A 13,633-nucleotide genomic window follows, 5' to 3' on the forward strand; every position below is an offset into this window, starting at 1 on the left:
TTGTGTTTTGTGTACGTCATGCCATTATGTCGTTCAGTGTGGTATGTCTAGTTCAAATACCAATCAAATGGATAATTCAAATGGTTAGCGCACAAACTGGTTGCCTGCTGCTTCAGTACCCAACCAACCGTCTAAAGGGTGCTCACCTGTCGCATAAGGATTTACAAAATGCTGTTGGATATATGCCTGCCCTTCTGCATTGAGACAATCAGCTAATGAACGCGACCACTGCGGATTTCTATCTTTATCAATCAACAGCGCGCGTACGCCTTCTTTAAAGTCAGGATTGGCTGCACAATGTACCGCCACATTGGTTTCTAGATATAAAACTTGCTCTAGCGACAGGTCAGCAACTTTGTGATAAAGCGCATAGGTCAAAGCGACGGTAACGGGACAACCATGTCGATAAGTGGCGACTGCTCGCTGCGTCCAACTGTCTGCTGCAAAGTCTGAATGTAAGGTTGCTAATGACTCATCATTTTGCAATATGGCATCGATATCGTCCAAGCCGCCACTATTCATCAACTGCTGGATAGGTTGCCAATATTTTGCTAAATTGCTAGCAGGCAATTCGGCGACTGATTGCGCGGCGAGTGCACGGCTAACGATACTATACGCACTATTGTTATCGCATTTGTCCATACTATTAACGGCTGGTTGCCAATCACTCTGTTTTAAACTTTGTATAACAGCATCATAGTCACTACTAGCGACGGCATACTCTGCTAGATTGGCCAATAGCGCATCATTACCATTACACATCGCACCTGTTAGCCCTAAGAACAAACCTGTTTTGGCAGGCATATTCTGCAAAAACCAACTACCAGAGGCATCAGGGAATAGTCCGATAGTCACTTCTGGCATCGCAAAGCGGGTACGCTCAGTGACCAGACGATGGCTACAACCTGCCATCAATCCCATACCGCCGCCCATGATGATACCGTCACCCCAAAGAATTATTGGCTTGGCATAAAAATGCATCTGACGATAGAGGCTGTATTCATGACTGAAGAACTCTGTTGCATAAGGATTCGGTAACGGTGCACTGGTCGACATACTGTCATACAGTTTACGAATATCACCACCCGCACAAAAAGCCTTATCGCCTGCGCCTTTCAACACCAAAGCGACTATCTGTGCATCACTTGCCCATGCATCTAACTGCTGTGCTAATAGTTTGCACATATCAACACTCAGCGCATTGAGAGATTTGGGGGTATTAAGTGTCATGACGCCAATCAAATGACCACAATCTGTCGATTCAGTGTTGAACAATACTGGCGCTTCTTGCTCTGTGACTTTTTGATTATTATCTGTTGTTGTAACTGATGTCATGGCGGCTGTCATAAAAAGTACCTGCAAAAATTAAAATGAATAAAGTGACTGTTAGCACATCCTACCTGCAGTCTATTTATTTTGCCAATTCGGTTTGCGCTTCTCTAAAAACGCTTGCACGCCTTCGCGCTGATCGTTGGTATCGAACAACTTCACAAACGCTTCGCGCTCATGGATAAGGTTTTGTGCAGGTGGAGTATTTCTCGCAGCTTGGATAAGCGCTTTAGAATAACTGACGGCAACAGGAGACTGTTTAGCAACTTTTTTCGCTAATGCTTGTGCCACTTTTAACCCTTCTCCTTTGGCAGCAACTTCTTCGACCAGACCAATACGCAACGCTGTCTCTGCATCAACGCGCTCACCGCATAAAATCATACGCTTTGCCCAACCTTCGCCAACGAGCCAAGGTAAATTCTGTGTACCACCCGCGCATGGCAGTAATCCCACACCAGTCTCTGGCAATGCCATCTGTGCATGCGCTTCTGCGATACGAATATCACAGGCCAACGCACACTCAAGTCCGCCACCCATCGCATAGCCGTTGATGACAGCAATACTGACACCACGATACGCTGATAGCGCTTCAAATGCTTCGCCAAAAGCAATTGCCATGCTGATGGCTCGACCTTTATCACCATCTGAAAAATTGTTTAAATCAGCACCCGCTGAAAAGAACTTCTCGCCGTCACCATGAATAATCAAAGCATAAATATCATCATTGGCATTCAAGTCAGTCACTAGCTGTTTGAGTGCTGGCAGACTGTCCATCGTCCACGTATGAGCTGGTGGGTTATTCAATGTCACCGTAGCAGTATGACCGTCAATCGATAACTGAAGATTGGTATAATCCGTCATAAATAATCCTTTATTTTATCTGAATTGGGTATGTTTGATCGGTTAGCCATTAGGGCGTGTCATCAATTAGATGGAGAAAATACCCTAATACAATTAACGTAATTGATCCAACGCATCGTCCTGTAATAGCTGACGCGAGACGATCACTCGCATAATCTCGTTGGTGCCTTCCAAAATCTGATGCACACGCAAATCTCGTACATGGCGCTCAAGTGGATACTCATTTAGATAGCCATAACCACCGTGTAGCTGTAAGGCTTCATTCGCAACATCGAAACACAGATCAGTGGAGAGACGCTTTGCCATTGCGCAGTAGGTAGACGCTTGAACATCATTGTTATCCACTTTGCTCGCTGCTAGATAAAGCATTTGTCGCGCGCTAATGGTCTGGGTCAACATATCAGCAAGTTTAAACTGTACAGATTGTAAGTTAGCAATCTGGCTACCGAATTGGCTACGCTCTTGCACGTAATTGGTCGCGGTCTCTAGTGCTGACTGCGCCGTACCAACCGCACAGATACCAATGTTGATACGCCCACCATCTAAACCCTTCATCGCAATACGAAAGCCTTGGCCCTTCTCGCCTATCAAGTTCTCTACTGGAACTTTCACATCCTTAAAACTAATCGTGCGTGTTGGCTGCGCTTTCCAGCCCATTTTATGCTCGTTTTTACCATATTCGATACCAGCACTATTCGCATCTACCACAAAAGCCGAAACGCCCTTTGCGCCTGCGCCGCCTGTACGTGCCATGACGACTAAGACATCGGTAGACCCTGCGCCTGAAATGAATGTTTTCTCTCCAGTTAGTACATAATGCTCGCCTTGCTTATCCGCTTTGGTACGCAGAGAAGCTGCATCAGAGCCAGCATTGGGTTCAGTTAAGCAATAACTACCCAACCACTCTCCGCTCACCATGTTGGGTAGATACTTTTTGCACAAAGTATCACTGCCATACTCACCGATCATCCAAGCAGTCATGTTATGAATACTCATATAAGCCGCAACGGCAGTATCACCCCATGCAAGCTCTTCAAACACCATCGCAGAGTCTAAGCGTGGTAATCCCAAACCATCATATTCTGGATTGGTATACAATCCTAAAAATCCGAGCTCGCCTGATTTTTTGATGACATCGACTGGAAAATGCGAGGTGCGATCCCATTCTGCTGCGTGTGGTTTTAGCTCTTTTTGGGCAAACTGCCGAGCGGTTTGGCGAAAGGCAATTTGGTCTTCGGTCAATGAAAAATCCATGAGATCATCCTTGTGCGTGCATCGCAAATATGGTGTAGAGAACTTTATAAATCGTCAGTCTAATATTGTTCATATAGTATTGGCTATACAGTATAGCAGCAGCATAACGACAATCATAAAATCAGGCTTGGCTGAAATATGCCCTAAACAGAATTGTCGCTATACCGCAAACATGTCGAACGAACGATTAAATTGAAATGGTGGTATTGACGCCGCGGCTAGCCTCATCATCAAACCAACGCGCAGTAACGGTTTTGGTTTGAGTATAGAACTGCACGGCTTGCTTGCCATAAGGACCAAGATCACCAAGCTTACTAGCACGTGAACCTGAGAATGAGAACATTGGTAGTGGCACAGGAATCGGTAAGTTAATGCCAATCTGACCGACTTGAATGTCTTGTTGGAATTTATGTGCGGCGGCACCTGACTGAGTAAAAATCGCCGTGCCATTACCATGTGGATTGGCATTGAGCATCTCAATCGCTTCATCAAGGTCGGCTGCACGCATGATACACAATACTGGCCCAAAGATTTCTTGTTGGTAAATCTGCATGTCGCTTGTGACATTATCAAAGATAGTCGGGCCGACGAAGTTGCCTTTCTCATATCCTTCAACGGTAATGCCTCGACCATCTAAAATCAAACTGGCACCCTCTTCTACTCCAGTACCAATCAAGTGCTCGACACGGGCTTTTGCGGCAGGAGAAATCAGCGGACCTAGGTCTTTATTATGCTTACCTGCTGATACGACCAACTTTTCTGCTTTGGCCTTAATGTCATCAATCCACTCACCTGCAGTACCGACCAATACCACCACTGACAGCGCCATACAACGCTGACCGGCAGCACCAAATGCTGCGCCTGCTAACTGATTAAGCGTCTGTTCTTTATTAGCATCCGGTAAGATAACACCGTGATTTTTTGCACCCATCATGCACTGGGCACGCTTACCAGATTGACTGGCACGCTCATAGACGTGTTTGCCAACAGCGGTAGAACCGACGAAAGAAACGGCTTTGATATCAGGGTGATCACAAATAGCATCGACGGTAGCTTTTCCGCCATGTACAACGTTTAGCACGCCTTCAGGTACGCCAGCTTCAATTGCTAACTCAACCAAACGCATAGTGACCATCGGGTCCTGCTCAGACGGCTTAAGAATAAAAGTGTTGCCTGTGGCAATCGCCATTGGGAACATCCATAGTGGAATCATCGCCGGGAAGTTGAACGGTGTGATACCTGCACACACGCCTAGCGGCTGCCAGATACTATAGGTATCAACGCCTGATGCGACGTTTTCAACGAAGTCACCAATCTGCAAGTTTGCAATACCTGCTGCATGCTCGACCACTTCTAGACCACGGAATACGTCACCGCGAGCATCTGCAATCGTTTTGCCTTGTTCAGCGGTCAAAATCCCTGCCAGCTCGTCCATATGCTCGCGTATCAATGCTTGATACTTTAAGAAGATACGGGCACGTGTGGTGATAGGTGTTTTGCGCCACGTTTGAAAGGCGGTCTGGGCAGCGGCAACTGCTTGGTTGATTTCATCGTCAGTCGTTTGTGGAACTTTTGCGATGACTTCTTGTGTGGCGGGATCGGTAATATCAATCCATTCGCTAGTATTAGAATCGACGAATTGACCATTGATGAGCTGCTGAACGTGGTGCATAAGATATCCTTATCTTTTTTGCAAAACTACCATATAGCGGTATAGTTAATCCTCTATAAATCAGATACGGTGTCAGCCTCGCTTAGTCTACTATTTGTAGTACTTTCACTCGGCTTCCTTGTATCCAAATTATATTGAACAAACTATATTTTGTATTGATAAAAAATTAAGAATTCATCAATAACTACCAAACATGGATAATTTTAAAATGATTTATTATGTATCGTTATTGACTATAACAATAAATCAATTTTAGGGTCAAGCGCTTTATTAAACTTTTATGTTAGGTTGTATTCAACAGTAAATATTATGGAAAATTTAAAACTAAAAAAGCCCATGATGATTCATGAGCTCTTGTACGATATTGAATGGCATTATTGATCAGCAATCAATAAATTTGTATTCCGCATTAATCAATAATCTTTCATAGACTGCTTAATTGCATCAATCGCAGGTGGATTATCGAGTGTCGACATATCCCCTGTTTCCTTCCCTTCTGCCAACGCACGAATGGCACGGCGTAATATTTTACCCGATCGAGTCTTTGGCAACGCTTGCGGGAAATAAATGGCCGCCGGTCTTGCAATACCGCCAAGGGACTTGACCACGGCACCGATGATTTGCTGCTCAATACGGAACCGATTTTCAGTCGTTGCCACTTGCTCATGATCTCTCAGCACACAAAATGCAATAGGCAATTCCCCTTTCAACTGATCTTGAATACCTACAACCGCACACTCTGCCATCTCTGGATGCATGCTAATCGCCTCTTCAATCTCTTGCGTACCAATGCGATGACCAGCGACGTTAATCACATCGTCTGTGCGTCCTAAGATATAGAAATACCCATCCTCATCAGTCACTGCATAGTCGGACGTTGAGTACTGCTGACCATCAAACAAACCAAAATAGCTACTGACAAATCGCTCATCGTTGCGCCATACCGTGGTCAGACAACCCGGTGGCAGAGGCGCCTTGATTGCAAGTAAGCCTTTTTCGCCAGCAGCACAGGGCTTACCTGTTTCTTCATTGATAACTTGTGCATCATAGCCATACATTGGATAACCAGGCGAGCCTTGCTTATGCGGTTTATGATTGAACTTTGGCGTATTACTTAGAATAGGCCAACCAGATTCTGTCTGCCAATAATGATCTAAAATAGGAACACCCAGATGCTTAGTTAACCAGTTGGCTGTTGATTCATCGAGTGGTTCACCTGCTAAAAAGAACGATTTAACGCTTGAGACATCGTAGCGTGTCATCCAAGCTTCATCTTGTTTTTTGAGCATGCGCACACCCGTCGGTGCGGTGAACAAAATATTGACCTTGTTTGCCTCGACAATCCGCCACCAGATACCTGGATTTGGGCGATGTGGTAATCCTTCATACATAACACTGGTCATGCCAGCTAATAGTGGCGCATAGATCGTATAAGAGTGTCCAACGGCCCAGCCAATATCAGATATCGCCCAAAACGTCTCTCCTGCCTTACCGTCATAAATATAATCCATCGATGTCGTCAGTGCTACGGCATGTCCGCCTGTATCGCGTTGCACGCCTTTTGGCGTACCCGTCGTTCCAGAAGTATAGAGAAGATACGATGGCGTATTGGACTCAAGCCAAACAGGCTCAACAATCGCATTGGCTTCACAACTGACACGGCGCTCGGTTGCATAGTCCACATCGATATCCTGTGGTACAAATGGCAATACGCCTCGGTTGACGACCAGCACATGCTCAGGCTTCACGTTAGCTTGTTCGACCCCTTGATTGACGAGGCTTTTATAGTTAATGACCTTACCACCGCGCAAACCTGCATCCACCGTAATGACCATTTTTGCTTCGGCATCATCCATACGGATCGCCAAGTTATGTGCAGCAAACCCACCAAACACGACCGAATGCACCGCACCGATACGAGCACAGGCCAACATGGCGTAAGCCGCTTCCAGAATCATCGGCATATAAATAATGACGCGATCGCCCTTGCCGATACCATGACGTTGCAATACATCCGCAAAATAATTGACTTCTTTATACAAGTCATTGTACGTCAAACGGCGCTTGGTATAGTCTGTATAAAACTCGACGTTGTTGCCTAGGTCTTTAAACGAATCAACGACGGCGGGGAATGTTTCGATCAGTTCTTGGTTAATCTCTGATGACAACCAAATGAATGCGTCTTGCTCTGCACGCTCTTCGAGGTGGCGATCCACACAGTTATAACAAAGATTGGTCTCACCGCCAACGAACCACTTAGCGAAAGGCAAATTACTGTCATCGAGGATTTGCTCAGGCTCTTTATGCCAGTAGATACGCTTGGCTTGCTCAGCCCAAAACTGCTCGCGATTATTAATGGAGTCGTGATAGATATCAGCAAAATTCTGAGTGGTATCGGATGGCGCTTGAGAGTTTTGAATAGAAACGTGATTGCTGCTTTGATTAGTACTTTTATTGGTGGCTTGCTCGCTCATAATGGCTGTCCTTAGCGTAAACGATGAGTAATAAGATACTACTTTATAATATAATACCATTCACAAAAATTAGAGTCGCAAGAAAAACGAGTGCAAGTACTACCTGTCGTAGACTAAACAAGTTTGACACCGCTAATCCTACTTTTTGGAAATTGCTATAAGCTCTTATTGTATATTCTCATAATACAATACTGGCTATCCTTGCCAAAACTAAAAAACCGATACATTACGTATCGGTTTAAAATGTAGCAGAGCTAATGATAAAGGTCAACTACATAAAATTATACTTCGGTCTGATCAGCATACATCTTACGCATGACTTTTTTATCATGTTTGCCAACGGAGGTTTTTGGCAGATCATCCACAAACTTAAACTGACTGGGCACGCCATACTTAGGAATCATACCTCGCTCTACCGCTTTTTCAGCAATGGCTTTGATATCATCCACATTCGTATCTTGCGCATCAGGTTTTAGAACTATCAAGGCCAATGGACGCTCACCCCACTGTTTATCACGAACACCAATGACTGATACATCCGCCACGGCTGGATGCAGTGATAAAATGGTCTCAATCTCCAATGATGATATCCACTCACCACCTGATTTGATCACATCTTTTAGACGGTCGGTAATACCAATGCAACCATCAGGACGTATGTAAGCGATATCTTGGGTATGCATGTAGCCATTTTCCCATAGCTCCTTACCCGCATCCTCATTTTTCAAGTAGCTTTGGGTCAGCCAAGGCGCTCGCAATACTAACTCGCCTGTATTTTCTTTACCGGTACCAACCGATTTATTGTCTGTGCCCCAAACTTGGGCCTCGACCATGAGTACAGGCTTGCCAGTCATACAACGACGCGCGATATCTTCATCATCAGACATCTCAGACTCATTGAGACTAAATTCGGTCAAGCTAATAAGCGGCGCGGTCTCTGACATGCCATAACCAGTATAAACTTCGATACCTTGGCTCATGGCTACTTTTGCCAAGCCTTCTGTCAATCGTGAACCACCAATGATCATTTTTAGGCCGTTAAAGCTCGCACCACGATCCTGTGCTTCTTTGAGCACCATTTGTAAAATCGTTGGTACGCAATGAGTGATACTGACTTTTTCATTAATAATCAAATCGAGCAAGCTGTCAGGGGCGTAACGTCCTGGATAAACTTGTTTCAAGCCCACCATCGTCGCGGTAAATGGAAAGCCCCACGCATGAACATGGAACATCGGCGTCATAGGCATATAGACATCACCATAGCTAACACCCTGCTTATCAGGGAGCATGCCTAAGGTCGCGGCTTCCGCTAAGCTGTGCAATACCAATTGACGGTGGCTAAAGAATACGCCCTTTGGATCGCCTGTTGTCCCTGACGTATAAAAAGTCGTCGCAATGGTATTTTCATCAAAGTCAGAAAACTCAAACTCACTATTAGCAGCTTCCAATAATGCTTCGTACTCACCTTTTACACGATTTTGGCTACCACCAAAAACGCCTTCATACGACACCCCATCATCATCAAGCCAAATGATGTGTTCAATGCTAGAGTTCTCAAACTGATAATCTTTGACCAATGGCGCAAACTCAGAGTTCAGCATCAGTACTTTAGGCTTGGCATGATTGATGGTATAGAGGATTTTATCTGGTGACAGGCGAATATTAACGGTTTGCAAAATATACTCTGACATCGGTACCGCAAAGTACGACTCCAGATAGCGATGACTGTCCCAATCCATCACTGCCACCACATCACCAGCATTAAGCTCTAGATCAGCTAAAACGTTGGCCAAGCGATTGATACGGCTAAACAGCTCTTTATAAGTGAAGCGTTTTTTATCTGCATAGACAATTTCTTGATCTAGCGATACCGTCTTAGCACGGTTTAATAGTTGCTTTACCAATAGTGGATAATCGTAAGCGGACGGCGCACTATTATAAATATTTGACATAAAATTGACTTCCTTGTTGATCAGAGATAAAGCGTTAACGACTCGCATTCTAAAAGTATTTTAATAAATTATATTTTTATGAGCAGCCATTACTGTTGCTCCATTTTTACTAATAGTATTTAAAAAACGCCATCATCGATAGTAAGAAAAAACCCATACTATGTAAAGTATACACGCATAAACACTATGACACTGAGCGTTCGTTTATTCTGGTTTCACGCCTTATCACGTTATGTTAGCGAGCCTATAGATTAGTAGCCCTTAGATTGGTAGACTTTAGATTAACATCACTTAATTATTAGCCTTTATATTAAGCGGCACGTGATTTGGTCTTTACCATACCAAAACTGGCAACGAGCAATGCTAAAACCTGTACAAACACTAGCAACCATACCGTTAGCGACCACTGCCCACGCGCATAGACGATGCCGCACAGCCATGCCCCTAAAGTCCCACCCGTATAATAGCCCAGATAATATAAACCCGATGCGAGTGAGCGGCCTTTCTTCACATTGACCGCGATATAGCTAATGGTCGCCGCTTGGGTAACGAACACACCTGAGGACATGATAGCAAGTCCTACCACCACACCCCATAATGGCGTCACGAGTGTCAACAACACGCCTATCATAGAGATAAAAATAGCAACTCGAACGGTACGTGCTGACCCAAATCGACGTAACAGGTTGGTCGATAACGGTGTAATAACGACCCCTATCAGATAGACCGCAAAAATATTGGCCAGTGCACCCGTACTCAGCTCATAAGGCGTATTGGCCAGATGTAGGTTAATAAAGGTAAAACAGCCCACTAGCGAGAATAACACACACGCCCCAAGCAGACAGGCTGTCACGACATAACGGTTGGTCAAATGCTCTCCAAGCGTCTGTATCGCTGCTCGAAAGTTAGGATTGGCCACAAATTGCTGTGATGATGGTAGCATTTTTCCGACCCACATCGCGCCGACCAGCGTCATCCCTGCCATCACATAATACCCTGCACGCCAGCCAACGATCTCATGCAAATGCCCGAGCAAAAACCGACCAAGGAACCCGCCTAATACACAGCCTGACACATAGAATGACATCAGATCCGTCACTGCTCGCCCTTCAAACTCCTCACCGATATAAGCAATCGTCACGACCGTAATACCTGGCACTGACAATCCTTGCATGAATCGCCATAACCCTAGCCAACCAATACTCGGACTCTGTGCGATTAACGCCGTTGGTATCGCCAAAAACAACAGCGCCCCAACGATAAAGGGCTTACGCCCCACTGCATCAGAGAGCATACCCAAAAATGGCGACATAATAGCAATCGCCATTATCGTCGCGCCAACGATCATACCTGCTTGTACTTCGGTCGCTGAAAAGTCCACCATTAATACAGGTAGCACGGCTTGAATAGAGTACACCTGCAAAAAAGCAAACATACCAATCAAGCCAATCGTGAGCTTTAGCACCCACGATGGTGAACTGGTTTGAGGAGATAACAATGGGGCATTATTTTGAGTCTGACTGACAGTATTATTCACAAGGATGCTAACTATATTAGGCGTCATGTGGCTGACGTGAGTGATAGAATTAAAATAGAGTCAATTCATTATAAACAGGTTACAGCGTCAACTTCGCTTGAGGGATGACATCTACCTCTGCGCTTGGTTGCTTTGTACCACAATTAAATTGAATTAACCCTATAAACGTCAGCAATGATAATTGCTTTAGGTTTGTAACGACAAGCACATTATGGTATCACAGCCAATCATACGTGCTGATATCAAAATCTAATACAAACAAAAAACGCCATTAATAACAACGTTAGGACATGTCCTCAATTCAAACGACATTCATCTAACTGGGCTAAAAATGTCTAAATTTTGCCAAACATCGTCAAATAGTTAGTCAATATCTCGATATTATCTACACTATTTTCTCGTTTGACGGCAATTTATCTCATTTTTATCTCCATTTTTGAAATCAGGACACACCCTAATCAAAGTTTCACCTTTGTAACAGACTTTGAGTGAGCAAATTGCCATAATCATAAAGCGCTATATAAAGTAGCTGTATAAAATAGCTATATAAAAATAATCTTATAAATTTAAAAATTAATCATTTAAGGAAGCAATTGATGAGCGATAAAATTCATAATTTAGGATCGGGTTTTTGGAACATACGCGGATCATTTCGCATTGGTGGTGTACTAAATATCGGTACGCAATGCTCACTAATAAAGCTAGCATCAGGACGCTTTATCTTCTTGGACAGTTATGCCTTAACAGGTGACGTTCGAGACGAAGTGATGGCATTGACCAATAATGGGGAAAATGTCGAGGCTGTACTGAACGTACATCCATTCCACACGGTACATTGTGCACAGATGGCAAAAGACTTCCCAAAAGCAACCTTTTACGGCAGTAGCCGACATCATAAAAAAATATCAGAAGTACAATGGGCAGATGATTTGGTCGAGAGTGATGCGGTCGCTGAACGCTATCCTGAGCTTAAGTTCTCTATGTCAGAAGGCGTCTACTATATCTCGCCTAATGAGATGATTCATGCCGGTTCATTATTGGCCTATCATCCTGCCAGCAAAAGCTTGCACGTCGATGATACCTTTATGAGTCCGCCAACAAAGTTACTAGAGGCGATATTGCCTGAGCTGATACTACATCCTACGACCAAAAAAGCATTGAAAAACGAACCCAGTGCTGGCAAGGAATATTGTGACTGGGCTACCAATCTCGCCCATGAATGGCGTGACACTCAGAACTTTTGCGCGGCGCATTCATATTTGGTCCAGTTTAAAGAAGGCCAGTTTGAAAAAGCACTACTAAAAGCGATTAACAAAGCCCGTCCTAAGTTAGAAAATGCTTAGCTTCTCACAGTTAAAAGTTGAAAAACAGGCTAGATAGGTCATCATTCCAATCGAAAACTACCCAAATGAACTAGAACGAATTTATTCCTCAAAGAAGAAGCTGCCATTTTGGTGGCTTTTTTTAGGATATTACTTCTGACTTAAAGTCACTATTTGCTAAGTAGACATAAATTTGTTATAAAATCCTACTTTCAGATAACACATAATAATCTTAATACAAGAAAATCAACTGTAGGCTTTATATAATTGCGGCATACGATTTTTACGCCGTATCTATTTGATTTTTAAGGTACTATAACTTTATTCAGGCCTATAATATGAATTGTCATTATTTAGCGTTTGCTACCGTAGCAGTAAGCACCCTCGGTTTTTCTGCCTGCACCTCTCAACATCAAGCTTCAAAAGAACAGCTGACTGACACTAGTGCGGCCGTAATGGTATCGCAAGATAGTCATAGTGTTCATCATCCTAAGTGGTCATACGAAGGTAGTACAGGTACTGAATATTGGGGTGACATCGAAGGTGCTAGTACCTGTAAAACTGGGAAACAGCAGTCGCCTATCAATATTACAAAAGTGACTGCCAGTAGCACAGCCACACCCGTCATGGATTATGCTAAATCTACTGACATTCGAATTCATGACAATGGCCATACTGTTGTTTATACACCGACGACCGAAAATAACGCTATTATATTAGACAATGAACGCTATCTATTGAAGCAGTTTCATTACCATACGCCAAGCGAACATCAATTCGGTAGTCAAAACTATCCAGGCGAGATTCATTTTGTTCACGCTAATAGCGAAGGCAATCTTACGGTAGTAGGTGTCATGCTGAAAATTGGTGAGGCCAATAACATGCTGCGCGTGTTGCTAAACGGGACTGAAATCACCACCCAAAATGATGACGAATTTACGGCTAATGATGTTGATTTATCCACCTTAGCACCTGTCATGGCTACTTTCTATCATTATAGCGGCTCGCTAACAACACCGCCTTGTTCAGAAAGAGTCCAATGGTATGTCAGTAAGCAACCTTTAACGTTGACTAGCGATCAGTTTGAGATTATGTCTGATTTATACGAAGGTAATAACCGCCCTATTCAGCCACAAGGCTCGCGTAAGGTAGAACAGCTTAGCAACTAAACTAACCATCATTAATATAATTAAATCAATATAAAAAATATACCGTTAGGGCCTGTCATCATT

At 43.9% G+C, this 13,633-nt stretch carries 9 protein-coding genes; 2 read left to right on the forward strand and 7 right to left on the reverse strand.

Annotated features, from left to right (window positions below):
• Positions 1-84 precede the first annotated feature (84 nt).
• From I6E84_RS08495 to I6E84_RS08525, 7 genes are all read right to left on the reverse strand, one after another.
• On the reverse strand, positions 85-1,335 hold the full coding sequence (locus I6E84_RS08495) for an enoyl-CoA hydratase/isomerase family protein (RefSeq protein ID WP_227681391.1): 1,251 nt from the start codon (positions 1,333-1,335) through the stop codon (positions 85-87).
• Between the two features lie 72 nt (positions 1,336-1,407).
• Positions 1,408-2,190, reverse strand: coding sequence for an enoyl-CoA hydratase (locus I6E84_RS08500; protein ID WP_197217455.1), 783 nt, complete (start codon positions 2,188-2,190; stop codon positions 1,408-1,410).
• A 93-nt stretch (positions 2,191-2,283) separates the two neighbouring features.
• On the reverse strand, positions 2,284-3,444 hold the full coding sequence (locus I6E84_RS08505; RefSeq protein WP_197217456.1) for an acyl-CoA dehydrogenase family protein: 1,161 nt from the start codon (positions 3,442-3,444) through the stop codon (positions 2,284-2,286).
• A 187-nt stretch (positions 3,445-3,631) separates the two neighbouring features.
• On the reverse strand, positions 3,632-5,116 hold the full coding sequence (locus I6E84_RS08510; protein ID WP_197217457.1) for a CoA-acylating methylmalonate-semialdehyde dehydrogenase: 1,485 nt from the start codon (positions 5,114-5,116) through the stop codon (positions 3,632-3,634).
• 413 nt (positions 5,117-5,529) lie between these two features.
• Positions 5,530-7,590: a propionate--CoA ligase gene (locus tag I6E84_RS08515; protein WP_227681393.1), complete on the reverse strand. Its 2,061-nt coding sequence runs from the start codon at positions 7,588-7,590 to the stop codon at positions 5,530-5,532.
• 281 nt (positions 7,591-7,871) lie between these two features.
• Entirely contained in the window at positions 7,872-9,542 is a 1,671-nt protein-coding gene (locus I6E84_RS08520; RefSeq protein WP_197217458.1) for a fatty acid--CoA ligase, read from the reverse strand.
• Between the two features lie 310 nt (positions 9,543-9,852).
• Positions 9,853-11,106, reverse strand: a complete 1,254-nt coding sequence (locus tag I6E84_RS08525) for an MFS transporter (RefSeq protein WP_227681395.1) — start codon at positions 11,104-11,106, stop codon at positions 9,853-9,855.
• Positions 11,107-11,675: 569 nt separating this feature from the next.
• On the opposite strand from I6E84_RS08525, the gene I6E84_RS08530 reads away from it, so the two are divergent.
• A complete protein-coding gene (locus I6E84_RS08530; protein WP_197217459.1) occupies positions 11,676-12,422 on the forward strand; it encodes a hypothetical protein in 747 nt (248 codons plus the stop codon).
• 317 nt (positions 12,423-12,739) lie between these two features.
• Complete coding sequence (locus I6E84_RS08535) at positions 12,740-13,570, forward strand: carbonic anhydrase (RefSeq protein WP_197217460.1); 831 nt, start codon at positions 12,740-12,742, stop codon at positions 13,568-13,570.
• The last annotated feature ends 63 nt before the right edge of the window (positions 13,571-13,633 follow it).

The sequence above is a fragment of the Psychrobacter sp. SCQQ22 genome, from assembly GCF_015864605.1.
GTDB classification, from domain to species: domain Bacteria; phylum Pseudomonadota; class Gammaproteobacteria; order Pseudomonadales; family Moraxellaceae; genus Psychrobacter; species Psychrobacter fozii.